This is a genomic window from Haemophilus sp. C1 (assembly GCF_001276515.1).
GTDB lineage: Bacteria > Pseudomonadota > Gammaproteobacteria > Enterobacterales > Pasteurellaceae > Haemophilus.
In genome coordinates this window covers 1-26,316 of sequence record NZ_LDVZ01000008.1, presented here as the reverse complement: position 1 = coordinate 26,316, position 26,316 = coordinate 1, and the positions used below count along the sequence as shown (strand labels likewise).

General features: G+C 37.7%; 25 protein-coding genes and 2 pseudogenes. 10 read left to right on the top strand and 17 right to left on the bottom strand.

Translation table 11 applies throughout. The features are described from left to right. Nucleotides 1-65: 65 nt before the first annotated feature. Nucleotides 66-1,040 carry a 23S rRNA pseudouridine(1911/1915/1917) synthase RluD gene (rluD, locus tag ABW51_RS04610; RefSeq protein ID WP_053465758.1) on the top strand — a complete coding sequence of 325 codons (975 nt, stop codon included), beginning with the start codon at nucleotides 66-68 and terminating at the stop codon, nucleotides 1,038-1,040. A 1-nt stretch (nucleotide 1,041) separates the two neighbouring features. Continuing rightward, nucleotides 1,042-1,776, top strand: a complete 735-nt coding sequence (pgeF, locus tag ABW51_RS04605) for a peptidoglycan editing factor PgeF (RefSeq protein WP_053465757.1) — start codon at nucleotides 1,042-1,044, stop codon at nucleotides 1,774-1,776. Between the two features lie 43 nt (nucleotides 1,777-1,819). Here pgeF and mnmA read toward each other — a convergent pair whose 3' ends face one another. The 10 genes from mnmA to ABW51_RS04555 form a co-directional block, all read right to left on the bottom strand. Continuing rightward, nucleotides 1,820-2,971, bottom strand: coding sequence for a tRNA 2-thiouridine(34) synthase MnmA (mnmA, locus tag ABW51_RS04600; protein ID WP_156262549.1), 1,152 nt, complete (start codon nucleotides 2,969-2,971; stop codon nucleotides 1,820-1,822). 116 nt (nucleotides 2,972-3,087) lie between these two features. After that, nucleotides 3,088-3,348 (bottom strand): (Na+)-NQR maturation NqrM, encoded by a 261-nt coding sequence (gene nqrM / locus ABW51_RS04595; protein WP_005629187.1) that lies wholly within the window; start codon nucleotides 3,346-3,348, stop codon nucleotides 3,088-3,090. Between the two features lie 2 nt (nucleotides 3,349-3,350). Further along, a complete protein-coding gene (locus ABW51_RS04590) occupies nucleotides 3,351-4,391 on the bottom strand; it encodes an FAD:protein FMN transferase (RefSeq protein ID WP_053465755.1) in 1,041 nt (346 codons plus the stop codon). Between the two features lie 144 nt (nucleotides 4,392-4,535). After that, a complete protein-coding gene (nqrF, locus tag ABW51_RS04585; protein WP_005629183.1) occupies nucleotides 4,536-5,771 on the bottom strand; it encodes an NADH:ubiquinone reductase (Na(+)-transporting) subunit F in 1,236 nt (411 codons plus the stop codon). Nucleotides 5,772-5,783: 12 nt separating this feature from the next. Beyond that, nucleotides 5,784-6,380 carry an NADH:ubiquinone reductase (Na(+)-transporting) subunit E gene (nqrE, locus tag ABW51_RS04580; RefSeq protein WP_005631374.1) on the bottom strand — a complete coding sequence of 199 codons (597 nt, stop codon included), beginning with the start codon at nucleotides 6,378-6,380 and terminating at the stop codon, nucleotides 5,784-5,786. 3 nt (nucleotides 6,381-6,383) lie between these two features. Further along, complete coding sequence (locus ABW51_RS04575; RefSeq protein WP_053465754.1) at nucleotides 6,384-7,010, bottom strand: NADH:ubiquinone reductase (Na(+)-transporting) subunit D; 627 nt, start codon at nucleotides 7,008-7,010, stop codon at nucleotides 6,384-6,386. After that, entirely contained in the window at nucleotides 7,010-7,744 is a 735-nt protein-coding gene (locus tag ABW51_RS04570; protein ID WP_005629176.1) for a Na(+)-translocating NADH-quinone reductase subunit C, read from the bottom strand. Before ABW51_RS04570 ends, ABW51_RS04575 begins: the two co-directional genes overlap by 1 nt. After that, nucleotides 7,737-8,972 (bottom strand): NADH:ubiquinone reductase (Na(+)-transporting) subunit B, encoded by a 1,236-nt coding sequence (locus ABW51_RS04565; protein WP_005631373.1) that lies wholly within the window; start codon nucleotides 8,970-8,972, stop codon nucleotides 7,737-7,739. The genes ABW51_RS04570 and ABW51_RS04565 overlap by 8 nt, the downstream gene beginning before the upstream one ends. A gap of 2 nt (nucleotides 8,973-8,974) precedes the next feature. Beyond that, nucleotides 8,975-10,318 (bottom strand): Na(+)-translocating NADH-quinone reductase subunit A, encoded by a 1,344-nt coding sequence (locus ABW51_RS04560; RefSeq protein ID WP_053465753.1) that lies wholly within the window; start codon nucleotides 10,316-10,318, stop codon nucleotides 8,975-8,977. 295 nt (nucleotides 10,319-10,613) lie between these two features. Then, nucleotides 10,614-10,925, bottom strand: coding sequence for a BolA family protein (locus tag ABW51_RS04555; RefSeq protein WP_005631371.1), 312 nt, complete (start codon nucleotides 10,923-10,925; stop codon nucleotides 10,614-10,616). Nucleotides 10,926-11,017: 92 nt separating this feature from the next. Between ABW51_RS04555 and ABW51_RS04550 the strand changes: the two genes are divergently transcribed. The 4 genes and pseudogenes from ABW51_RS04550 (at nucleotide 11,018) to raiA (ending at nucleotide 15,197) form a co-directional block, all read left to right on the top strand. After that, complete coding sequence (locus tag ABW51_RS04550) at nucleotides 11,018-11,617, top strand: YajG family lipoprotein (RefSeq protein WP_053465752.1); 600 nt, start codon at nucleotides 11,018-11,020, stop codon at nucleotides 11,615-11,617. A gap of 232 nt (nucleotides 11,618-11,849) precedes the next feature. Then, nucleotides 11,850-13,220, top strand: coding sequence for a glutathione-disulfide reductase (gorA, locus tag ABW51_RS04545; RefSeq protein ID WP_053465751.1), 1,371 nt, complete (start codon nucleotides 11,850-11,852; stop codon nucleotides 13,218-13,220). 90 nt (nucleotides 13,221-13,310) lie between these two features. Continuing rightward, nucleotides 13,311-14,642, top strand: a pseudogene (locus tag ABW51_RS10040) (IS3 family transposase). Nucleotides 14,643-14,873: 231 nt separating this feature from the next. Beyond that, nucleotides 14,874-15,197 (top strand): ribosome-associated translation inhibitor RaiA, encoded by a 324-nt coding sequence (gene raiA, locus ABW51_RS04515; RefSeq protein WP_009499739.1) that lies wholly within the window; start codon nucleotides 14,874-14,876, stop codon nucleotides 15,195-15,197. Between the two features lie 159 nt (nucleotides 15,198-15,356). Here the strand turns inward: raiA and ABW51_RS10340 are convergent. Further along, nucleotides 15,357-15,643: pseudogene (locus tag ABW51_RS10340) on the bottom strand (IS3 family transposase); the annotation flags it as partial. Between the two features lie 238 nt (nucleotides 15,644-15,881). On the opposite strand from ABW51_RS10340, the gene ABW51_RS04510 reads away from it, so the two are divergent. The 4 genes from ABW51_RS04510 to tsf all read left to right on the top strand — a co-directional run bounded on the left by ABW51_RS04510 (nucleotide 15,882) and on the right by tsf (nucleotide 18,949). Next, nucleotides 15,882-16,640 carry a class I SAM-dependent methyltransferase gene (locus ABW51_RS04510; protein ID WP_053465747.1) on the top strand — a complete coding sequence of 253 codons (759 nt, stop codon included), beginning with the start codon at nucleotides 15,882-15,884 and terminating at the stop codon, nucleotides 16,638-16,640. Nucleotides 16,641-16,649: 9 nt separating this feature from the next. Further along, entirely contained in the window at nucleotides 16,650-17,075 is a 426-nt protein-coding gene (locus tag ABW51_RS04505) for an ACT domain-containing protein (RefSeq protein ID WP_053465746.1), read from the top strand. Between the two features lie 166 nt (nucleotides 17,076-17,241). After that, the gene (rpsB, locus tag ABW51_RS04500) at nucleotides 17,242-17,964 is read left to right on the top strand and encodes a 30S ribosomal protein S2 (protein ID WP_005645552.1); all 723 of its coding nucleotides are present in this window, start codon (nucleotides 17,242-17,244) and stop codon (nucleotides 17,962-17,964) included. A 133-nt stretch (nucleotides 17,965-18,097) separates the two neighbouring features. Further along, nucleotides 18,098-18,949: a translation elongation factor Ts gene (tsf, locus tag ABW51_RS04495; protein ID WP_053465745.1), complete on the top strand. Its 852-nt coding sequence runs from the start codon at nucleotides 18,098-18,100 to the stop codon at nucleotides 18,947-18,949. A gap of 168 nt (nucleotides 18,950-19,117) precedes the next feature. On the opposite strand, the gene lpxD is transcribed toward tsf, so the two are convergent. The 6 genes from lpxD to uppS form a co-directional block, all read right to left on the bottom strand. Beyond that, on the bottom strand, nucleotides 19,118-20,143 hold the full coding sequence (gene lpxD / locus ABW51_RS04490) for a UDP-3-O-(3-hydroxymyristoyl)glucosamine N-acyltransferase (RefSeq protein WP_053465744.1): 1,026 nt from the start codon (nucleotides 20,141-20,143) through the stop codon (nucleotides 19,118-19,120). A 12-nt stretch (nucleotides 20,144-20,155) separates the two neighbouring features. After that, a complete protein-coding gene (locus tag ABW51_RS04485; protein WP_053465743.1) occupies nucleotides 20,156-20,764 on the bottom strand; it encodes an OmpH family outer membrane protein in 609 nt (202 codons plus the stop codon). Nucleotides 20,765-20,874: 110 nt separating this feature from the next. Continuing rightward, nucleotides 20,875-23,253, bottom strand: a complete 2,379-nt coding sequence (bamA, locus tag ABW51_RS04480; RefSeq protein WP_053465742.1) for an outer membrane protein assembly factor BamA — start codon at nucleotides 23,251-23,253, stop codon at nucleotides 20,875-20,877. 19 nt (nucleotides 23,254-23,272) lie between these two features. Continuing rightward, nucleotides 23,273-24,604 carry a sigma E protease regulator RseP gene (rseP, locus tag ABW51_RS04475; RefSeq protein ID WP_053465741.1) on the bottom strand — a complete coding sequence of 444 codons (1,332 nt, stop codon included), beginning with the start codon at nucleotides 24,602-24,604 and terminating at the stop codon, nucleotides 23,273-23,275. A gap of 9 nt (nucleotides 24,605-24,613) precedes the next feature. Continuing rightward, nucleotides 24,614-25,480, bottom strand: a complete 867-nt coding sequence (locus ABW51_RS04470; protein WP_053465740.1) for a phosphatidate cytidylyltransferase — start codon at nucleotides 25,478-25,480, stop codon at nucleotides 24,614-24,616. Nucleotides 25,481-25,501: 21 nt separating this feature from the next. Then, the gene (uppS, locus tag ABW51_RS04465; RefSeq protein ID WP_053465739.1) at nucleotides 25,502-26,221 is read right to left on the bottom strand and encodes a polyprenyl diphosphate synthase; all 720 of its coding nucleotides are present in this window, start codon (nucleotides 26,219-26,221) and stop codon (nucleotides 25,502-25,504) included. Nucleotides 26,222-26,316: the final 95 nt, after the last annotated feature.

Here is a 26,316-nt window from a genome sequence, read left to right as displayed (position 1 = left end):
AATTGTCCGCTATTGTATAGAACATTAATCAATAAGCCAACTTTTAAAATTTTTGAGAGCTATTTATGCCACAAATTACCCTTTCCGCTGAAGTACAGCCAGAACAAATGGGACAGCGTTTAGACCAAACACTTGCAGAGTTGTTCCCTGAATATTCTCGCTCCCGATTAAAAACATGGATTGAAGCCGATCTCGTAAAACTTAATGATCGTATTACCAATATTCCGCGTGAGAAAGTGCTCGGAGGAGAAAAAATAGAAATCACCGTAGAAGTGGAAGATGAGACACGTTTTGAACCAGAAAATATTCCATTGAATATCGTGTATGAAGATGATGATATTATTGTGATTAACAAACCCAAAGATCTTGTGGTACACCCCGGTGCTGGCAATCCAAATGGAACAGTGCTCAATGCGCTACTCTATCATTATCCGCCGATTGCAGAAGTACCAAGAGCAGGAATTGTGCATCGATTAGATAAAGATACGACAGGTCTAATGGTTGTTGCGAAAACTATTCCAGCACAAACTAAGTTAGTACGCGACTTACAAAAACGCAAAATTACGCGTGAATATGAAGCTGTAGCCTCAGGCATTATGACTAAAGGCGGTACTGTAGATCAACCTATGGCTCGTCATGCAACCAAACGTACTTTAATGGCGGTTCATCCAATGGGAAAACCAGCTGTCACCCATTATCGTATTATGGAAAATTACCGTAACTACACCCGTTTACGTTTACGTTTAGAAACGGGGCGTACCCATCAAATCCGTGTTCATATGGCACATATTGCCCATCCATTGCTAGGCGATCAAACCTATGGCGGACGCCCTCGTCCACCCAAAAATGCGAGTGAAGACTTTATGGAAGTATTGCGTAATTTCAAACGCCAAGCTTTACATGCAGTTATGTTACGTTTATCCCATCCAATTACGGGGGAGATGATGGAATGGTATGCGCCACTGCCTGATGATTTCGTTGAATTGCTTAATGCACTCAAAGCTGACTACCTCGAACATCAAGATGAGTTAGATTATTAATATGCAAGCAATTAACCCAAATTGGAACGTTCCAAAGAATATTCATGCATTTACCACTACTCGTGAAGGGGGCGTGAGCTTAGAGCCTTATTTGAGTTTCAACTTAGGCGATCATGTCGGTGATGATAAAAGTGCGGTAAAAACTAACCGTACTTTATTAGTAGAAAAATTTGGTTTGCCGCAAACACCTATATTTTTAACGCAAACACACAGTACTCGAGTGATTCAATTACCCTATTCAGAAACAAATCTTGAAGCGGATGCTGTTTATACGAATGTTCCTCATCAAGTTTGTGCAGTGATGACTGCAGACTGTTTGCCTGTTTTATTTTCTACAACATCTGGAAATGAAGTGGCTGCTGCACATGCTGGCTGGCGTGGTTTATGTGATGGCGTATTGGAAGAAACTGTCAAATATTTTCAGGCTAAATCTGAAGATATTATTGCGTGGTTTGGCCCTGCAATTGGTCCAAAGGCCTTTCAAGTTGGGATTGATGTTGTAGAAAAGTTTGTTGCAGTAGATGAAAAAGCCAAACTCGCCTTTCAACCTGATGTAATAGAAGATGGTAAATACCTAGGTAATCTTTATCAAATCGCAACTCAGCGATTAAATAATCTCGGCATTACGCAAATTTATGGTGGAAATCACTGTACATTTAACGAAAAAGAAAAGTTTTTTTCTTATCGCAGGGATAATCAAACGGGACGAATGGCAAGTGTCATTTGGTTTGAATAAATAGTTTAAAAGCGCATTTTACGCGCTTTTAGTAATCTTTGCTTTATATTCTTTCTTCAATAATCCCGCCGCCCAAACAAACTTCGCCAAGATAAAATACGGCAGATTGCCCTGGGGTTACTGCTGATTGAGGTTCATCGAAAATCACTCGAATTGTTTCATCATCAATTGGTTTAATCACACAAGGAATATCTTGTTGGCGATAGCGTGTTTTTACCGTGCAACGTAATAACTCTCGAATTGGTTGGCGATCAACCCAATGTAATTGGCTGGCAATCAATCCTTTTGAAAATAAACGAGGATGATCATGACCTTGTGCAACAATAAGTTCGTTATTTTCTACATCCTTATCTACCACATACCAAGCTTCATCTCCTGCATTTTTTAAACCTCCGATGCCTAATCCTTTACGCTGTCCCAACGTGTGATACATCAAACCATCATGACGACCAATAATTTCGTCATCTACAGTGCGAATATTACCCGGTTGAGCAGGTAAATAGCGTGCTAAGAAATCCTTAAATTTACGCTCTCCAATAAAACAAATACCGGTAGAGTCTTTTTTCTTCGCTGTAATTAAACCAAGATCTTCAGCAATAGAGCGAACAATGGGCTTCTCAATTTCACCAACAGGGAATAAACTTTGCCCTACTTGTTTATGGCTTAAGGTATAAAGAAAATAACTTTGATCTTTATTAGCATCTAAACCACGTAATAATTTTGCATTTTCATCATCACCAACTCTACGTACATAATGCCCTGTTGCAATGTAATGGGCACCAAGATCTTCAGCTGCATATTCTAAAAATGCTTTAAATTTAATTTCTTTATTACACAAAATATCTGGGTTCGGCGTGCGTCCTGCTTTATATTCAGTTAAAAAATGCTCAAAGACATTATCCCAATATTCTGCTGCAAAATTAATTTTATGTAGTTTGATCCCCAACTTATCACATACAGCCTGAGCATCTGAAAGATCAGCTGCGGCTGTACAGTAATCCGTATCATCATCTTCTTCCCAGTTTTTCATAAACAGGCCTTCCACCTGATAGCCTTGCTGTTGAAGAATAAAAGCTGACACAGAAGAATCCACGCCGCCAGACATACCACAAATCACTTTTTTGGTAGCATTTCTCGCAAGCTGTACTTGCGTCAGTTGAGGAAAGTGTTGATTATAAGTATTTGAAATTAACATATTTCTCCCGTAACTTCGGTTAAGGCGAAGCACATTGGTAATTGAATGAGAAAACGGCAAAATAATTTTGCCGTTAAGTTTATTTTGCACATAAAGTGCGGTCATTTTTGAGCAAGTTATTTCACTTCATAAAATTGCGAGTCATCATCTTTTTTCGCAAATTTTTGCTCATATTCAGCTTTTGCTTGTTCATCGCCTGCATCTAATTTTGATTGAAGCGTGTCACAAGGTTTATCACAATCGCAAGCTTTGGCAATACCAAGGGTAGATAAACCACCGCAGCTGCCTTTTAAACTTTGTTTTTTGATAATAAATCCGATAGACATCAACAATATAATTGCGACGAAAGCGATTAAAGTAAAAAATAAAGTTTGCATAACTATTCTTTTGTTTCTGTTAATTTTTTGAACGCAGAGGATGATTTTGTGACAAAACCATTATCTGTTTTAATGATTAAGTAAACGGCAAGATTATTTTTCTCTGCCACTTCTAACGCCTTGTCTTCACCCAGCACAAATAAACCTGTTGATAAACCATCTGCAGTCATTGAGGTTGGAGCAAGGACCGTAATTGAGGCTAAATGATGCTGAATTGGGTAACCTGTTTTCGGATCAATTTCATGAGCAAAGCGTTTACCATTTTCTTCAAAGTAAATACGATAATCGCCAGAACTTGCCATTCCCATATTATCTAATCCAATGACAGCTTCAACCGCTCTTTCACCTGTTGTCGTTGGTTTTTCAATTGCGATCTGCCAAGGTTTGCCTTCAATATTTTTTCCTTTCGCACGAATTTCACCGCCGATTTCAACCATGTAATTCTGAGCATTTAGTTGTTCTAACTTTTCAGCGACCTGATCAACGCCAAAGCCTTTAGCAATAGAGGACAAATCGACATAAACTTGAGGAAGTGCTTTGCTTAATGTCGGTTTGGCAGCACTCATATCGAGGGCAATTTTATCAATACCAACCCATGCTTGGCGTTCAGCTAATTGTTCTGGCGTAGGTTGTTTTTCTGGACGTTTTTCCGGGCCAAATCCCCATAAATTAACGACAGGGCCAACAGTTACATCCAATGCACCTTCAGTCACTTTATTTAAACGAATCGCTTCGGCCAATACTTTGGCAAAATCTGCTGAAATCTCAATCGGTGTATTCACTTGAGTATTTTGATTGAAACGGCTCAGTTCCGAATCTTTTTTGTAAGTGGACATTTTCGCGTTCACATCTTTTAAAATTGCTTCAATTTCTTCATGCGTTTTTTCAGATGTTGCATTCATTGAGCCTTCATCAAGGTATTTAACATGATAAGTCGTTCCCATTGTTTTACCACTTAATGAGATAACTTTTGTTTCTTTTTGACAGGCTGCAAGACTTAACGCCATTGCTACCGCCATGATACCACTTATTAATTTTTTCATCTGGATTTCCTAAATTTGTGAATTACTGGCAAACTCAACAAAACTTACCTGTAATCATAGAAAATTTTCTAAAGATACCTTAAATTTTGACCGCACTTCATCACAAAGTGCGGTCAGTTTTTATGATGAATTGATTAACTAAAATCAGCCACCAAAGTCATCTAATAAAATGTTTTCATCTTCAACACCAAGATCCTTCAGCATTTTAATTACAGCTGCATTCATCACTGGAGGTCCACACATATAGTATTCACAATCTTCTGGTGCTTCATGATTTTTCAAGTAGTTTTCATAAAGTACATTATGAATAAAGCCTGTATAGCCAGTCCAATTATCTTCAGGCAATGCGTCCGATAATGCAACATGCCATACAAAGTTTGGATTTTCAGCTTGTAATTGGTCAAAGTCTTCTTGATAGAAGATTTCACGTTTAGAACGTGCACCATACCAGAATGACATTTTACGTTTAGAGTGGAGACGTTTTAACTGGTCAAAAATATGAGAACGCATTGGAGCCATACCCGCACCACCACCGATAAATACCATTTCTGCATCAGTTTCTTTCGCAAAGAATTCACCAAATGGACCAGAAATAGTAACTTTGTCACCTGCTTTTAATGACCAAATGTATGAAGACATTTGACCAGGAGGTGCATCTGGTTGACGTGGCGGAGGCGTTGCAATACGTACGTTAAGCATAATAATGCCTTTCTCTTCAGGGTATGAAGCCATTGAGTAAGCACGAATAATATGCTCGTCAACTTTAGAGACATAACGCCATAAATCATATTTATCCCAGTCTTCATGGTATTCTTCAGGAATATCGAAATCCTTATAGTTCACCACATGTGGATCAGCTTCGATTTGAATATAACCACCCGCGCGGAAAGGTACTTCCTCGCCTTCAGGAATAGCCAATTTAAGCTCTTTGATAAAGGTTGCTTTGTTATCGTTAGAAATAACAGTACATTCCCATTTTTTCACGCCGAAGATTTCTTCTGGAAGTTCAACTTCCATATTACCTTTCACGTTAACTTGACAAGCTAGACGATAACCTTCTTTTGCTTCACGTTTGTTAATGTGAGAAAGTTCGGTTGGAAGAATTTCTCCGCCACCATTTTTCACTTTAACAATACATTGACCACAAGAGCCACCACCGCCGCAAGCAGAAGACACGAAAATACCTTTACTTGCTAAAGCCCCTAATAATTTGCCACCTGCAGGTAATGTGATCGCTTTTTCAGGATCGTCATTAATGCCGATAGTAATATCACCAGAATCGACTAATTTTGATTTCGCAAATAAGATTATCGCCACTAACACTAATACAATAACCGTGAATGCGGCAATACCGAGTGCAAGAATTACTGAATCGCTCATTGATTACACTCCTTATAATTGAATACCAGAGAAAGACATAAAGCCCAACGCCATTAAACCAACAGAGATAAAGGTAATACCTAAACCTTTTAACCCAGCAGGAATATCTGCGTATTTCATTTTCTCAGTTAAGCCAGCAAGCGCCACAATCGCTAACATCCAACCTAAACCAGAGCCGAAACCGTACACGATAGATTCAGGGAAATTATAATCACGTTGAACCATGAAAGATACCCCACCAAAGATCGCACAGTTTACTGCGATTAACGGTAAGAAAATCCCTAATGCGTTATAAAGAGATGGCATAAATTTGTCTAATACCATTTCAAGAATTTGTACTAAACCAGCAATAACCCCAATGAAGGTGATGAAGTTCAAGAATGATAAATCTACACCTTCAATTAAAGCATTTTCTTTTAACACATTTGCATAAATTAATTGGTTTACTGGCACGGCGATACCAAGAACGAAAGTTACCGCAATACCAAGACCAAACGCAGTGGATACCTTTTTAGATACCGCTAAGAAAGTACACATCCCCAAGAAGAAAGAAAGTGCCATATTTTCAATGAAGACTGCCTTAACAAATAGGCTAATATAATGTTCCATTGATTACTTCTCCTGTTGCTCTGGTTTCCAAGTTCTTAATCCCCAGATAACAAATCCGATGATAAAGAATGCACTTGGTGCAAGTAGAAATAAACCATTTGCTTGGTACCAACCACCATTTTGAATAGTTTCAAAAATAGTCATACCAAATAATTTACCTGAACCGATAAGTTCACGGAAAAATGCTACGATAATTAACATCGCACCATAACCTAAACCATTACCGATACCATCTACAAAACTTTCAACTGGAGGTAACTTCATCGCAAATGCTTCAGCACGTCCCATTACGATACAGTTAGTAATAATCAAACCAACAAATACCGAAAGTTGTTTAGATAAACCATAAGCGTAGGCTTTTAATATTTGGTCAACAACGATTACAAGTGATGCAATAATTGCAAGTTGCACAATAATACGAATACTGTTTGGAATGTAATTGCGAATCAAAGAAACAAAGAAACTTGATAACCCAGTTACCAAACTCACCGCAATCGCCATTACAACAGCAGTTTCTAATTTTGTTGTTACCGCTAATGCAGAACAAATACCCAAGATTTGTAATGCAATTGGGTTGTTCTTAACAACCGGAGCTAACAACAGATCTTTATAATTTACTTTTTCAGACATTAGTTTGCTCCCGCATGAAGTTTTTCAAGATATGGACCAAAACCGTTCGCACTAAACCAATAATCAAATGTACCTTGTACACCATTACCAGTTAAAGTCGCGCCTGATAAACCATCAATACTATGCTCATCTTGTGGAGCTTGCCCTTTCACGATGTGAATTGCAGGTTGATGTTGTTCATCAAACAATTTTTTACCTTTAAATAAACTTGCCCAGTTTGGATTTTCAATCTCACCACCCAACCCTGGTGTTTCACCATGTTGGTAGTAAGTGATTCCATTAATAGTATTACCATCTGGTTGAACAGATACTAAACCATACATCACTGACCACAGGCCTGTTCCATAAATAGGTAAAATAACTTGTTGAGTTTTACCTTGTTCATCTTTTACAAGATAAACTTCGGTCGTTTTGCTACGAGAACGAATACGTGCTTTATCGGCATCAGCAGGAATAGCTTGTTGGCTATCATCTGCTTGTTGTGTGTATTCACCCGTTGCTAAATCAACGAAACGGGGCTCGATAAATTTTGCATAAGTTTCTTTTACATTCGTATTTTCTTGTAAAAGGCCAGCTACATTTAAGATATTTTTTTGTTTATCGAGTAACTTTTGTTCTTCTTGTGCAGGCTTTAACATTACTGCGGAACCAGCAACAATAATGGAACAAACTAAACTCAGTAGCAATACGACAAGAATTGTGCCGCCTACGCTGTCTTTATTAAACTTAGCCATTTGTTCTTGCTCTCCGACGTTTGATATTTGCTTGAACAACGATGTAGTCGAAAATCGGTGCAAATAAGTTTGCAAATAAAATCGCTAACATCATGCCTTCCGGATAAGCTGGGTTTACAGTACGAATTAATACAGCCATTACACCAATTAATGCACCGTACCACCACTTACCTGCATTGGTAAAGGATGCTGAAACAGGGTCTGTTGCCATAAATACCATACCTAATGCAAATCCACCTAAAACAAGGTGCCAATGCCAAGGCATTGAGAACATTGGGTTAGTATCAGAACCAACTAAATTGAATAGAGTTGAAGTTGCAATCATACCAATCATCACACCAGCAATGATGCGCCATGCAGCAATACGAGTGAACACAATCACTGCACCACCGATTAAAATTGCAAGCGTAGAAACTTCGCCCATTGAACCAGGTAAGTTACCAACAAAAGCATCCATCCAAGTGATTGGAGCACCAGTTACTGTGTGTTGTAATGCTCCCTGACCACCTTGTGACCACTGTGAAAGTGCGGTTGCGCCAGAGAAACCATCTGCAGCAGTCCAAACAGTATCGCCTGAAATTTGAGCTGGATAGGCGAAGAATAAGAAAGCTCGACCAGCAAGTGCAGGGTTCATGAAGTTACGACCAACGCCACCAAAAATTTCTTTTGCAACAACGATACCAAAAGTAATACCTAATGCGGCTTGCCATAATGGCAATGTTGGTGGAACGATTAACGCAAATAAAATGGTTGAAACGAACATCCCTTCATTTACTTCATGGCCTCGCACCACTGAGAATAACAATTCCCAAATTGTACAAACGGTAAACACCACTAAGTAAATTGGTAAGAAGAAGATCGCTCCTAGTGCCATTTTGGAGCCCCAAGTTGCATTGGCAGTTAAATCTAAACCTAATGAACTTGCAAGGGCATAGTGCCAATCGTTAGCAATTAGTTGATCTAAATTGCCTAATTGATTTAAGGCTGGAATAGCTTGGTTACCCACATTGTACATCCCATAGAAAATCGCAGGGAACAACGCAAGGAAAACCGTAATCATCATACGTTTTGAGTCTAACGCATCACGAACGTGAGTGTTTTTGTGCGTTACTGTACCTGGTGTATAAAGCAAGGTATAAATCGATTCAAAGATCGGATAAAGCTTGCTGTATTTACCACCTGGTAAAAACGCGGGTTCCATTTTTTCAAAAAGATTTTTCAAACCCATTTTTAACCTTCCTTCTCAATCTTATCTAGTACTTGACGCAAGATTGAACCGTATTCATATTTGCCCGGGCAAACGAAAGAACATAACGCTAAGTCTTCTTCGTCTAATTCAAGACAACCTAACGCTTGCGCACCATCAGTATCGCCCACGATTAAATCACGTAATAATAATGTCGGTAAAATATCCAACGGCATCACGCGCTCATAGCTACCAATTGGTACCATTGCACGCTCACCACCATTTTCAGCAGTAGTGAAGTTGAATAATTTCTTACCGAAGTGCCCCAACACTGTACGAGTAATTGAATATTTATTTGATTGCGGAGTAATCCAGCCAAGGAATTCTTTCTCATTACCTTCAGCAATTACCGAGACTTGCAATGCATAACGACTTAAATAGTCATGAGCACCGTTTGCTGTTTGACCACAAAGCACTGAACCAGAAATTACGCGATTTTCACCCGCACTTAATTCATTTTGGGTTAATTGAGAGAGATTAGCGCCAATTACAGTGCGAATTAAACGAGGCTCTTTCACTTGCGGACCAGCAAGAGAAATTACACGTTCAACATAAAGCTCACCTGTTGTAAATAATTTGCCCACCGCAATCACATCTTGATAATTAATGTGCCATACAGTTTTATTTACACCAACAGGATCAATAAAATGAATATGAGTACCAACAAGACCTGCTGGGTGGACGCCACCAAAATCATGAATCTGTAAATTTTCAAGATCAACAGTTGGAATATTGGTATCACCTGCTTTACACAAGTGTAACGGTTTAGAAGGGAATAAACGACTTAATACGGTTAAACCATTCGTGAAATCTTGCCAAAATTCTTTTAGCACGATTGCAGGGGCTGCGGCTAATGGATTGGTATCCATTGCATTCACAAAAATTGAGGCTGGTTCACTATCAATCGCAGGCACTTTGCTAAATGGACGAGTGCGTAAGGCAGTCCATAAACCTGATTCCACAAGGTTTTGTTTTACTTGTTCGGAAGAAAGCGTATTCAGCTCATCTGCGCTATATTTTGTGAAAGTGATTTGCTCATCACCTTCAGCGTTGATTACCACAGATTGTAATACACGTTTTTCGCCACGATTGATCGCAGTGATAGTACCGCTTGCAGGGGCTGTAAAAATCACACCAGGATTTTTCTTGTCTTCAAAAAGCACTTGACCTTTCTTAACAACATCGCCTTCGCGCACCTTCATCGAAGGACGCATCCCCACATACTCCTCACCAAGAATCGCAACTTGATTCACAACATTACCGTTGTGGATTACTTGTGCTGGTTTTCCTGCAATAGGAAGATCCAAGCCTTTCTTAATTGTAATCATACTGTTTGCACTACTTTTCAAGGTTAAAAATACGATTGCAAATAAGCTAACTTAAATGCAATCTCGTGTTTGAGCGTAGTAAAATGCCTTTAATAAAGACACTAATACCACAAAAATAAAAAACTCAAATCGGTTAATTTCACGATAAACATCCTTATCGAAAAATTGAATTTGGACAAAATTAAACGCCTTATTCTAGCGAAAATCTGCTTTTTTCGCTACTTAAACACCTACTTTTTTGTAAAAAACCTTTTGCGATATATCAAAAAAATGTTACATCTTCATAACAAAAAAATTAATGTCCAACACCTGCGCATTTCGTTGAAGCAGGAATTTTCTCATTTAACTCGCTCCATTCCTCTGCAGTAAACAAGTGCAACGCTAACGCATGAACACCGCTATTAAGCTCATCTGCAAGCAATTGATAAACACTTTGATGGCGTTGAACTTTACGCATACCTTCAAAAATATTACTCACAATCACACATTTAAAATGAGATTCCGTACCACGACCAGAACTATGTAAGTGGCTTTCATTTTCTACACTAAAAAAGTGCGGTTGAAATTCTAGTTGAATTTTTTGTTCGATAGTTTGTTGAACAGACATCATAAATCTCCACAAAATCACAATGAAACGCTATACATTAGCAATGAAGTTTGTAAGAATAACATAGTTTTAACTGGCTCATTGGGGAAATTATGACATTATCAAACAAAATCAAAACATTATCAGCAGTAACTATTGCAGCAGCTACGCTATTCCTTGCTGGCTGCCAAGCACAATCAAATACATTAACGTTCACACCACCAGCACCGAATGCCACAATGAACATTAATCAAAATGCGATTGTGTATGTAACAACGAAAGATAGCCGCACAACGCAAGATATCGCGAGCTATACCAAACGTGGAGAACTCATTAAATTAAATTCATCACCAAGTGTTACACAATTATTCCAACAAGTAATGCAACAAAATCTTATTAGTAAAGGTTTCAGAATTGGGCAATCCAATGGATCAAATGCATGGGTAACTGTGGATGTACGTGAATTTGCTACGCAAGTAGAACAGGGTAATCTTCGTTATAAACTTAATACCAAAATTCAAGCAACTGTTTATGTTCAAGGCGCAAAAGGTTCATATAACAAAGCATTTAATGCTACTCGTTCACAAGAAGGCGCATTAAACGCAGATAATGACGAAATTCAAAAAGTTCTGTCTCAAACATTTAACGATATTGTGAATAACATTTATCAAGATCAAGAGGTATCCGCTGCGATTAACCAATATTCTAATTAATCACATAGCTAACTAGATATCTCTTAAGTGAGGAAGATTAATATAATCTTCCTCATTTTTTTATAATTCCATCTCATTCTACATACTACTTTTCCCATAAAATAATCTAAAGCTAATCATCTGTTCAAAAAGAATAAAAATATTCATAAAACCAATTACATCAATTTATAGCATTCTTCATAAAAATTAGGCAAAATACGGAAAATCTTTGAGTTCAAAAAAGGATCAAACTATGACTAAACATTATGATTACATCGCTATTGGCGGTGGCAGTGGCGGTATTGCTTCTCTAAATCGTGCTGCAAGCTATGGAAAAAAATGCGCAATCATTGAAGCCAAGCATCTTGGCGGCACTTGTGTAAATGTAGGTTGCGTACCTAAAAAAGTAATGTTTTATGGTGCACACATTGCAGAAGCAATTAACAATTATGCGCCAGATTATGGTTTTGATGTTGAAGTGAAAAAATTTGATTTTTCAAAACTAATTGAAAGTCGCCAAGCCTATATTGGTCGTATTCATACATCTTATAACAATGTATTAGCGAAAAATAACATTGATGTAATTAACGGTTTCGGAAAATTTGTAGATGCTCATACTATTGAAGTAACTCTTGCTGATGGTACAAAAGAACAAGTAACCGCAGATCATATTTTAATCGCAACTGGTGGTCGTCCATATCGTCCAAATATTAAAGGACAAGAATACGGCATTGATTCAGATGGTTTCTTTGCATTAACCGAATTACCAAAACGCGCTGCTGTTATCGGTGCCGGCTATATTGCCGTTGAACTTTCTGGTGTATTAAACAGCTTAGGCGTGGAAACGCATTTATTAGTGCGTCGCCATGCGCCAATGCGTAATCAAGATCCATTAATCGTAGAAACACTAGTGGAAGTGCTTGCGCAAGATGGAATTCAATTACATACCAATTTCACACCATCTGAAATTGTTAAAAATGCAGATGGTTCTCTTACAGTAAAATGTGATGGTCAATCTGATATTACTGTGGACTGTGTTATTTGGGCTGCAGGTCGTGTTCCAGCGACAGATAAAATTGGCTTAGAAAATGCTGGTGTAGAAACAAATGAACACGGCTATGTCAAAGTAGATAAATATCAAAATACCAATGTGAAAGGCATTTATGCAGTAGGCGATATTATCGAAAACGGCATTGAATTAACACCAGTTGCAGTTGCAGCGGGTCGTCGCCTTTCTGAGCGTTTATTCAATAATAAACCGACTGAACATTTAGATTACAATTTAGTTCCAACCGTTGTATTCAGCCATCCACCAATCGGCACTGTAGGTTTAACTGAACCTCAAGCTATCGAACAATATGGTGCTGAAAATGTTAAGGTATATAAATCCTCTTTCACAGCAATGTACACTGCGATAACTCAACATCGCCAACCGTGCAAAATGAAATTGATTTGTGTGGGTAAAGATGAAAAAGTCGTGGGTTTACACGGCATTGGTTTCGGTGTAGATGAAATGATTCAAGGATTCGCTGTAGCAATTAAAATGGGCGCAACAAAAGCTGATTTTGATAACACTGTGGCTATTCACCCAACGGGTTCAGAAGAATTCGTGACCATGCGTTAATCTTCAAAGCAAAGAAAAAAGAGCGGTAAATTATGATCTGCACCCCAAAAGTTGGACTAAATAACCAACTAACTAAGGTGCAGATTTTTTATGACTAAATTCAACCAATCCTTCAAACAACAAGTGATCGATTTTTATCTTCAACATGGTAAAAATCGTTCTCTCACCAGACAGCATTTTCAACTTGCAGAACAAACATTAAATCGTTGGATTAAACAATTCAATCACAATAGAAACAATGGATTAGAAGTCAGAGGCAAGAAACAAACGTATTCTCCAGAATTTAAACTCTCAGTTGTTCAAGCGGTTAAACAAGGAAACTGTTCTGCAGAATCTGCTTGTCTTCATTTCGGTATTGCTAATTCAGGGATAATCAGTCAATGATTACAAGCCTTCGAAAGACAAGGTATAAACGGTTTAATGCCAAAACCTAAAGGTCGTTCCAATATGAAACCTAAATACCCCAAAATGCCTCCTAACCCCAAAACTGAAGAAGAACGATTGAAATATCGTATTCTAGAACTTGAAGCGGATAATGCTATTCTAAAAAAGTTGCAGGCGATCAACCAACAAAAAATGCAGAAAAAGCCGCAATCGTCAAAGTATTAAGGATAGATTTTCTACTTCAGATATTGCTAGATTTACTGGGATTGGCACGCAGTGTTTTCTTTTATCATTTGAAAGAAAAAATTGATAAAGATGACACAATTTCACAAGAAATTATGCGGATTTATCGTGATAATCATGAATGTTACGGTTATCGTCGTATTACTTTGTAACTCAGAAAAACCTTCAACATCAATCATAAGAAAGTTCAACGTCTGATGAATGTATTAGGCATTAAGGGAAAGGGGAAAAATAAGAGAAAAAAATACCGCACTTACCAAGGTGAAATAGGTCGTATTGCTGATAATTTATTAGCACGTAACTTTACCGCAAACCGACCAAACGAAAAGTGGGTAACAGACCTCACTGTATTGAAATGTGCTGAAGGTAAGCTGTATTTGTCGTCCATTAAAGACTGATTTAATCATGAAATTATTGCCTATGATTTATCAAGAAGCCCGAATTTTGAGCAAATCACTCGAATGATGGCGCAAGCGGTAACAAGGCTTAATGGGGAAACGCCTATTTTACATTCAGACCGAGGATGACAATATCAAATGAGAGGGTATCAAGCAATCCTTTTAAAACACGGTATTCGACAAAGTATGTCGAGAAAAGGAAATTGTTTAGATAATGCGGCGATGGAGAGTTTCTTTGGGCGGTTAAAAACAGAATGCTACGAGGGGAAACAGTTTGATACTTTCGAACAACTCGAAAAACGATTCATGAGTACATGAATTATTACAATCATGAGCGTATTCAGTGTAAACTAAAAAACTAAGTCCTGTGGAGTACAGAACTCAGTCCTTGAACTAAATCAGTCTAACTTTTTGGAGCAGATCAATCCACACCTTTTTTTCTTATCACAATTTCCCATCCTAACAACTTATCTTAGAAAGAAAAGCAGATTTTTTTAGAAATTAGACATAGATCATATTTTTAAAAATTACTTTGACATTTCCTCTTAAAACCCTTGAAAACCTGAATTAACAAAGCTATTTTGTAGTTAAAGAAAACTGTAAATCACGCAACAAAGAGGTAAATGCTATGACACTTAATATCACCAGTAAACAAATGGAAATCACCCCTGCAATTCGTGAACACGTGGAGGAAAGACTCGCAAAATTAGGTAAATGGCAAACACAGTTAATTAACCCCCATTTTGTTTTAAACAAAGTACCGAATGGATTTACTGTAGAAGCATCTATTGGCACACCACTGGGCAATTTATTGGCAAGTGCAACCTCAGATGATATGTATAAAGCAATTAATGAAGTTGAAGAAAAATTGGAACGTCAGCTCAATAAACTTCAACATAAAAGTGAATCTCGTCGAGCAGATGAACGATTAAAAGATTCGTTTGAAAGTTAATATTGAAAATAAACTAAAGAAAGAAAAGCAAAAGGACGGTGAAATTTTATCCATCCAAAAAAGTTAGGTTATTAAATCGAGGACTAAGCTCTGTGATTCACAGGGCTTAGTTTTTTAGTTTACACCGAATACTCTCATTGTGGTAATAATGAATACCCACTTTTCATGACAAAAGAAAACACTGAGTGCTAACTCCATCAAATCAAGCAATATCTGAATCAGAAAGTCCATCCTTAATACTTTGACGATTGTTATTTTTTCTGTTTTTTTGTTAGTTGAGACCTATAACTTTTCTAGAATAGTATTCTCCGCATAAAGTTTGAGATTCTCTAATTCCAACATTTCTTCTCGTATTTTGGGATTAAGTGGCATTTGGGGGGCATAGGAGGGCCTTTAGGTATTAAGCCGTTTATACCTTGTTTTTCAAAAACTTGTAACCATTGATTCTACCAAGATTAAATTGTTTACATTCAACGGTGTAATATTTGTTAGGGACGTTTAAGATTCCTTTGGGGAGAGAATGATTTTTATTGCATTGAAGATAAACATTGCTCATTTGTTGTTTGAGGAGTTGGTTATAGTTAGTCATAAAAAATCTACACTTTAATCAGTTAGTTGTTTTAATATGAATTTCGGGACAGCAGATCAATATTTCCCTTTTTTATTTGTAATATAGGATACGAGATGAATAATAAAACTAGCGTTTATGACAAAGAAAACTTCTTTGAGCTTTATCAGAAACTCCGCGCAAATCCAATTAGTCTCAATGAAATTGTTGAAAAGCCTACTATGCTCTCACTGTTGCCTGATTTAAAAGGGAAAAAATTACTCGATTTAGGCTGTGGCACTGGAGGACATTTACAACTTTATCTAGAACGAGGGGCAGATAAAGTGATAGGAACCGATCTTTCCGAAAAAATGCTCGAACAAGCTGAAAAAGATCTGCAAAAATGCGGTCAATTTTCTGGACGTTTTTCGTTATATCAGTTACCGATGGAAAAATTAGCAGAATTGCCAGAAAGTGATTTTGATATCATTACCAGCTCTTTTGCTTTTCATTATATTGAAGATTTTCTCGCTTTATTAGCTTCTATTGCCAACAAACTTAAGCCTAACGGCACATTAGTTTTTTCCCAAGAGCATCCGATTACGACTTGCCATAAAGAAGGGGAACGCTGGGAAAAAAATGAGAAAAAACAGCAACTCGCTTATCGTTTAAATCATTACCGTGATGAAGGACTGAGAGAGAGAAATTGGTTTCAACAACCTTTCAAAACCTATCATCGTACTACCGCCACAATTATTAATAATTTGATAGAAAAAGGTTTCCAAATAGAACAAATGGCAGAACCTATGCTGGCAGAAAAACCTGAATGGCAAGCAGAATTTAAAGATTTACAACATCGCCCCGTGTTATTATTTGTAAAAGCGACAAAAAAATAGAGAGAAAATATGAAAAATCCAATAACGAATCTTAATCTCCTCTTAGCCTCAATGGAACCCACTTTAAATTCGGGCATTTATTATTTCGCTACCTTAAAACCTGAGCAAGATTTACCGCTTTCTGCACTCATTGCTACTATTCGTGAAGAAGAAGGCTTATCCGTTGTTGTCACAGAAGAAACTGCCCAAAATTACAAACTAGCAGTGCAGTTTAAAGCAGCTTGGATTACCTTGACCGTTCATTCCGATCTCGCCGCTGTAGGCTTAACCGCCGCCTTTGCCAAAGTATTAGGCGAAGCGAATATAAGTTGTAATGTCGTGGCTGGAAATTGTCACGATCATATTTTTGTACCTTATGAAAAAGCCGATATTGCAATGATAACCTTGCATGCATTGCAACAAGCTTCAAGCGAAAATAGTCAAAAAATAAACTAGAATTTCACCGCACTTTATGATATAAATCGCACCTCTCTTTTTACCATTAGAAAAGAGTAAAATTTTTAACTCAAACAACACACACATATCATCAAGGCTTCATCGGGGTGCCAAACGGTCGATGAGCTGATATGTGGAGGCTCAACCCCAACAAAAGGAAAATATTATGGCACAAGTTTCAATGCGCGACATGATCAACGCGGGCGTACACTTCGGACACCAAACTCGTTACTGGAACCCACAAATGAAACCTTTCATTTTTGGTGCTCGTAACGGTGTTCATATCATCAACTTAGAAAAAACTTTACCTTTATTCAACGAAGCTTTAGCGGAATTAACTCGCATTGCTAGCAACAACGGTAAAGTATTATTCGTTGGTACAAAACGTGCAGCATCTGAAGCAGTTCAAGCAGCAGCATTAGATTGTCAGCAATATTACGTAAACCACCGTTGGTTAGGTGGTATGTTGACTAACTGGAAAACCGTTCGTCAATCAATTAAACGTTTAAAAGATTTAGAAACCCAGTCTCAAGACGGTACTTTTGATAAATTAACCAAAAAAGAAGCGTTAATGCGTAGCCGTGAGATGGAAAAACTTGAATTAAGCCTTGGCGGTATCAAAGATATGGGCGGCTTACCAGATGCGTTATTCGTTATCGGTGCAGATCACGAACATATCGCGGTTAAAGAAGCAAACAATCTGGGTATTCCTGTATTTGCTATCGTTGATACTAACTCAACTCCAGCTGGCGTAGATTTCGTTATCCCAGGTAACGATGATGCGACTCGTGCTATCCAACTTTACGTTTCTGCAGCTGCAGCAGCGGTTAAAGAAGGTCGTGGTAACGAAGCTCAAGTTGCTGAAGAATTAGCAGCTGACGCAGAATAATTTAAGTTTTGCAATAAGGCGAAGCCCTTAATAATCAAACGATTAATTGGCATAGGGGCTAAAATTTAGCCCCTATATTTTTATCTAAAAGTGCGGTCACAATAAATCGCATTTTCGACAGAGGATTTTTAAAATGGCTGAAATCACAGCATCATTAGTAAAAGAACTTCGTGAACGTACCGGTGCCGGTATGATGGAATGTAAAAAAGCATTAGTTGAAGCAAACGGTGATATCGAGTTAGCAATCGACAACATGCGTAAATCTGGTCAAGCTAAAGCAGCTAAAAAAGCAGGCCGTGTTGCAGCTGAAGGTGTTATCCTTGCTCGTGTAGAAAATGGTTTCGGTGTATTAGTTGAAATGAACTGTGAAACCGACTTCGTAGCAAAAGATGCTGGCTTCTTAGGTTTAGCAAACGAAGTGGCTGATTTTGCAGCAGCACACAAAGGTACCACTATCGAAGCATTACAAGCGCAATTTGAAGAAAAACGTGCTGCATTAGTTGCTAAAATCGGTGAGAACATGAATATTCGTCGTGTTGCTTACTTAGATGGTCAAGTAATTGCACAATACTTACACGGTGCAAAAATTGGCGTATTAGTTGCGGGCGAAGGTTCTGCTGATGAACTGAAAAAAGTAGCAATGCACGTAGCTGCATCTAAACCTGAATTCGTGAACCCAGAAGATGTATCTGCTGAAGTGGTTGAACACGAACGCCAAATCCAAATCGATATTGCGATCAACTCTGGTAAACCAAAAGAAATCGCAGAGAAAATGGTTGAAGGTCGTATGAAGAAATTCACTGGTGAAGTTTCATTAACAGGTCAAGCATTTGTAATGGATCCTTCTGTATCTGTAGGGGATTTCTTAAAATCAGTAAATACTTCTGTTTCTAACTTCATTCGTTTAGAAGTAGGCGAAGGTATTGAGAAAAAAGAAGAAGATTTTGCTGCTGAAGTTGCAAAAATCACTGGCGGTAACGCATAATTCTTTAACGATAAAAAATGTATGCTTGTAAGCCCAATTTAAAGTTGGGCTTATTTATTTTTAAAAGAATTTCAACTTATTTCGTTAAGTAAATTTTATACACATAAAAATCTGCATTTTAATCAGTTATTAAACTTGTAAAATGCAGATTAAATGATGGGGTATCAATTAAGAAATTTTCTTTTCTAACGCTTTTAAACGTTTATTTATTCCATCAATACCTAACGTTAGTGCTGCTGTTTTACGCCATTCTTTATTCGTTTGCAATGGAATACCAGAGGAATATACGCCAGGCTCTGTAATTGGGCGCATAACCATTCCCATTCCAGTAATGGTTACTTTATCACAAATTTCCATATGACCATTAATCACACTTGCACCACCAATTAAGCAATAGCGACCAACAGTTAAGCTACCTGCCATAATAACGCCACCCGCAACCGCTGTACCTGTCCCGATATGAACATTATGTGCAATTTGACAAAGGTTATCGATGATCACGTTATCTTCAATAATTGTTGCGTCTAATGCGCCTCTATCGATACAGGTATTCGCACCAATCTCAACGTTATTACCAATTATTACTTGTCCTACTTGTGGAATTTTAACCCAACGACCACGATCATTTGCGTAACCAAAACCATCACTACCGATGACTGTTCCTGATTGAATTAAGCAATTAGCGCCAATCTCAACGTTATGGTAAACAGTTACATTAGCCCAAAGTTGAGTGCCTGAACCGATCTTGGTATTTTTACCAACAAAGCAATTTGCGCCAATGATCACGTTATCACCAAGTACAACACCTTCTTCAATCACAGCATTCGCACCAATTGAAACATTCTCACCTAAAGAAGCACTATCAGAAATTACCGCACTTTTTGCAATGCCTTGCGCTGCTTTTGGCGTGCTATCCATATATTGCGCTAAAATGGCGTAAGCGACATAAGGATCTTTCACAATAAGCAAATTGCTTTCTGAAGAACAGTGTTCGACATCCTCTTCAGAAACAACCAAAATTCCTGCTTTAGAATCTTTCAATAATGCACGAAATTTTGCGTTAGAAATAAAAGTAAGTTGATTTGATTGGGCTTTATCGAGTGGAGCGATATTCTCAACAACAACATCGGCGTTACCGCGAACGGTAGCGCCGATTTGAGTTGCCAATTCTTGTAAAGAATAGGATTTTTGCATTATGAGAACCTATTATTTTTTCTCTTCTGCTTTAGCAGGTGCTGCTTTTTCACTAGCAGGAATAGATTTTAACACTTCTTCTGTGATGTCTTTACCCTCTACCGCAAATACAACTGAATTTGCATCAAGCACATAAGTATAACCTTTCGCTTTTGCTAAATTATTTGTAGCAGTTTGAATACTATCTAATAATTTACCACGCTCTTCTGCTTGACGTTTTTCATTTTGCGCTTGGAACTCTTGAACTTTTTTATCTTGTTCCTGCATTAATTTTTGTAATTCAGCATCTTCAGCCGCACCTAATTTATTAATTTCCTCTTGGCGTTTTTGAATATCAGCTTGACGTAAGCGAGGTGCATCTTTTTCTAAATCTGCAACTTTTGCTTCTACTTTTTTACGAGCAGCAGCAATTTTATCATCAACTTCTTTTTTGCTTGCTGCTAATTTTTCAGCTACAGGTTTAAATTCAGCATCGAGTTTATCCGCTACAGCTTGACGGTCTGGGTGATGTTGAAAAATATAACCTGCATTAATAAAAGCAATTTTTTCTTCAGCTGCAGCATAGCCTGAAGCAAGTGCAATACCTAAAGCAAGTGCGGTTACTTTTGCGATGTTTTTCATTTGATAAAGATCCTTAATTAAATAGAGGTTTGTTTAATATTTTCTCTGCCCAATTAAATTAGGCAGAGAACGTTGTTTTTGAGTTCTGATGAAGAAAAAAGTTCAATTTATTAGAAAGAACCTCCAATACTAAATTGGAACTGTTCGACATCATCATTTTCATATTTTTTAATCGGTTTGGCATAAGAGAATACCAATGGACCAATAGGAGATTGCCATTGGAATCCGACACCTGTAGAGGCGCGAATACGGCTTGATTTGCCATAATCGGGCAATTTTTCTAATACACTGCTCTCTAATCCATTTTTATCTGATTTCCATTTAGTATTCCAAACACTTGCCGCATCAACAAATAGGGAGGTTCGGACCGTATTTTGGCTTTTATCACTCACAAATGGAGTTGGCACAATTAATTCTGCAGTTGCGGTTGCAATTGCATTGCCACCAACAACATCTGAGCTGACTTTTGTAAATTTACCATTTTGATCTTGGTAAATTGCGTTAGGACCAATACTACCATAAGCAAAACCACGTAATGAACCGATGCCACCCGCCGTATAAGTTTGATAGAACGGTAAACGCTTGTTTCCAAAACCATTTGCATATCCTGCAGATGCTTTTGCAGATATAACCCAACGGTGATCTCTGTCTAATGGGTAGAATCCTTGAACATCTGCACTTAATTTATAATATTTATTGTCTGAGCCAGGAATAGTAACTCGTCCACCAATACTTGCTTTTACCCCTTTAGTTGGGAAATATCCCCTATTAAGGCTGTTATAGTTCCAACCAAAAGAAAAATCAAAGTCACTGGTTTTGATTGAATTTCCATTAAAATTCATGGAACCAAGATATAATTCACGGTTATATTCTGGAGCAAAGTTACTGATCTTATTATAAGTATAACCCAATCCAACATAGTAAGAGTTATTTTCATTTACAGGGAAACCTAAAGTGACATTACCACCGTAAGTCGTACGTTTATAATTAGAAGAGGTATCATTTCTAGAGTTGTCATAGTTTTCAAAGAAAACACTTCCACCAAGACTTACGCCATCTTTAGTAAAGTAGGGTTCGGTATAACCCAAATTGACACTAGTACCATAATCATTTTTCGTACCAGCTATACTTACTGCTGCTCCTGTTCCCAAGAAATTATCTTGTTTAACACTAGCTTGATAACTAATACCACTCTCTGTACCGTAACCAATACCAAAGTTGATACTACCTGTATTACGCTCTTTAACTTTATACACAACATCAACTTCGTCATCCGTACCTTTTACAGGATCAATTCGGTTTTCTACGGTTTCGAAGAATCCCGTACGATCTAAACGGATTTTACCTAACTCAACTAATTGCGAGTTATACCACGCCCCTTCTTGCTGGCGCATTTCTTGACGTAAAGTACTATCTGCTGAAACAGTATTTCCTTCAAAGCGTAGTTGACGAACAGTTAAACGTCGACCAGCATCAACAACAAAAGTAATTGCTAAAGTTTTATTCGCATCATCAAAATCAGGTACAGCATTCACTGTTGCACTACCGTAACCACGTTCACCCAATTTTGCTTTAATCGCATTTTCAACATCGGCAATATCACTGCGACGGAAAGTGTCATTTAAATGTAATGAAGAAAGTAACGGTTCAAGTTCAGAAGCCATACCACCCACATTACCAACAATACGAGCACTACGAAGGTTATACTGTAAACCTTCATTTACATCAATAGTTACATTTACTTTCGTTTTTTCATCATTTAGCTGTACATCAGTTTTAGTGATTTGTGCTTTAGCATAACCATTATTTAAATAATAATCACGAATTGACTGTAAATCTTTCTCGAACTGAGCACCTTCAAATTTATTACCCCATAATTTCCACCAAGAATCAGGTTGTAATTCCATTTGCTCTTGCAACGTACTGCTACTAATAGATTCATTACCATTGAAAGTTAATGATGCTAATTTTGCAGTATCATCTTCATTGATCTGAATTAAAATTTCAGCACGGTTATTTGGTAACGTATTCACAATAGGTTCAACGGTTGCGTTATAGCGACCTACACTTGCATAGTGCTCTTTTACACTTTTTGCAAATTCATTTAATTTTTCTCGAATTAAAACATCGCCAACTTTAAACCCGTTAGCATCTAAGTTTTGTTTAAGTGCTTCAGTTGGAATAACAGAGTTACCTTTGATTTTAACATCTGAAATGATCGATTTAGCCACAACGCTAACAACAAGTACATCGCCTTCTTGATGTGCATTCACATCATCGAATCGACCACTTACGAATAAAGAGCGGACAATATTAGCCACATCATTGTCAGTCACACGCTGACCGACACGAACAGGTAGACTTGCTCGGATTTGTTGTTCTAAGTCACCTTGAACACCATCCACACGAATATCTTTTGCCACAAAAGGTGCGGCAAACGCAGTCGTTGTCGTACCGAATAATAAACTTGCGATTAGAAGTTTTTTCATCGATTGTATCCTATATAAATTATAGACGTAAAAAATCATTAAATAATGCAAACACCGTTAAGCTTAATAACAGTGCTGCGCCAATTCGATAACAGATGCTTTGCACCCGCTCAGAAACAGGTTTTCCTTTAACAGCTTCCATTGCTAAAAAAACTAAATGACCGCCATCTAATACAGGCAATGGGAATAAATTCATAATGCCTAAATTCACACTAATCAATGCCATAAAACTTAAAAAATACACCAATCCAATATTAGCGGATGCACCAGCACCTTTAGCAATAGAAATCGGGCCGCTTAAATTGTTTAATGACAAATCACCCGTAATTAATTTTCCTAACACTTTCAAGGTTAACACAGAAAGTTGACCAGTCTTTTCAATGCCTTTTTGCAATGATTCAAGAATATCATATTTTAATTCTGTACGATATTCATCAGATAATTTTACGAAAGTTGGGCTTAAACCTACAAACCATTTTCCACTCTGATTACGCACTGGAGTGATAATTTTGTCAAGCGTTTCCCCATTACGTTCAACTTTAATAGAAAAAGATTCGCCTTGTTCGACCTGTTTTATAAAATCTTGCCAAGGAAGTGCGGTTAAATTTTCTTTTAAAATTTTATCACCGATTTGTAAACCAGCTTTCTCAGCGGGAGAATCTTGAACAACTTTAGAAAGCACCATTTCAACTTTAGGACGCATAGGCATAATCCCTAATGCCTCAAAAGCACTTTCTTTTTCAGGATCAAAAATCCAATTCGTAAGATTTAAAGTCCGCTGTTGTTCAATATTAGAACCAAAAGGAGAAAGGGTAATCTCAATATTAGGCTCACCCATTTTTGTGGCAAGTAGCATATTAATAGTTTCCCAATCTTGAGTTTCTTCGCCATCAACCGCTAGAATTTGTGTATTAGGTTCAATGTGCGCTTGTGCCGCGATTGAACTTGGCGTTATCGATTCAATCACAGGTTTAACACTTGGCATTCCATAAAGGTAGATGACCCAATAGGCAAAAATCGCAAAAATAAAATTTGCCAAAGGACCGGCGATAATCACAAATGCGCGTTGTAATACGCTTTTACTATCAAATGCTTGTGACTTTTGTTCAACTGGAACCGCTTCATTACGTCCATCAAGCATTTTTACATAGCCACCTAAAGGAATCATTGAAACCGCAAATTCTGTACCATGCTTATCGACACGTTTCCAAATTACCTTACCAAAGCCAATTGAAAAACGATGGACTTTTATACCGCACTTTCTAGCAGCCCAAAAGTGACCATATTCGTGAACGGATACTAATACCGCAATAGCAATGATAAAAGAACCTAGCGACCACAAAAATGACATTCAGAATCCTCATAACACAAAGAAATAGAAGTAGCTGAAAAAAGGTACCGCGGCAGTCAAGCTATCAATGCGATCTAACACACCGCCATGACCAGGAATCAATTGGCTGCTGTCTTTAACTCCCGACTCACGTTTAAACATACTTTCAGTTAAATCACCCAATACCGAAATTGCAACTGTTGCAACGGAAAGGATAACAAATCCAGAGATATTCCGCTCACCAACTAAAGCATCGCCAGAGAAATGAATAAATACAAAAGCAAGCACTAACGCAGTAATTAAGCCACCAACAACGCCTTCCCAGCTTTTACCTGGTGAAACTTTTGGCGCAAGTTTACGTTTACCAAATGCGCGTCCACTAAAATAAGCACCAGAATCAGCAGCCCAAACAAGCACAAATACATAAAGTAATAAAAATAAGCCGTGATAAGGATCATGGGTATAGTGCTCTAAACGTAAACGTAATACCCCCGCGATAAATGGTATTAAAGTAGAAAAGGCAAATAAAAGCTGTAAAAGAGGATTTTTAGACCAAAATTTAGCTGATTTAGGATAAGTCACTACAAGCAATAAAGCTAAAATCCACCAACCAACAGCGTTCATCAATAAAAGCTGAAGATGCTGTTCAAACACACGACCGGCATCTAAATAGTTGCCCTCAGTGTAGAGCCATAAAAAAATAAAAGCACCTAAAAAAGCAGCAACACAAAAACGCGCTAAAGGCTGTTTAAGGCGAGCAAACTGAGTCCATTCCCAAACGCCTAAAGTCGCCACAGCCCCTAGAGCGAGGGCAAAATAAAAAGGCGTGAATAAAAATAGCGCACATAACACCGCTGCGATTAACACAATGGCAGATAAAACTCGTTGTTTAAGCATAATTTTAATCCATTTATTGAATCATTCTGTCCCACCAAAACGGCGATGACGTTGTTGATAACAGGCGATGGCGCGGTTAAATTCCGCCTCATCAAAATCTGGCCACAGCACATCAGAAAAATAAAGTTCTGCATATGCAATTTGCCATAATAAAAAATTACTAATTCGTTGTTCACCACTGGTACGAATCAACAGATCTACTGGTGGTTCATCTTGTGTCACCAAATGACGCTGAAAAGCAATTTCATCAATCTCGTCAACGCTCATTTCATTATTTTTTACTTTTTCTGCGAGTTGCTTTGTCGCCTGTACAATATCCCAACATCCACCGTAATTTGCAGCGATATTGAGCGTAAGTGCGGTATTTTTTTCTGTTAAATTTTCCGCTTTTGAAATTTTTTCTTGCAAAGATTCACTAAAACGAGATACATCGCCAATAATTTTCAGACGAATATTATTTTTATGTAATTTTTTCACTTCGCGATCTAAAGCTTGCATAAAAAGCGTCATTAACGCACTGACTTCTTGCTCTGGTCGATTCCAATTTTCGCTACTAAAGGCATAAAGTGTAAGAAAATTTACTCCAGTTTGGCGAGCATAACTTACCGCTCGGCGAACTGCAGATACACCATTCGTATGGCCAAAAATGCGCATTTTATTTTTCTGTTTTGCCCACCGCCCATTACCATCCATAATAATGGCAACGTGTTTTGGAATATTGTTTTGATCGAGTTCTATCATTATTTTTATTATAAAAAGATCCCTATAAATTCGGCTGTGAACTATATCATAAGTTGTATTTGCTTGCTATGGATTAGCGAGTCCCAATCCACACT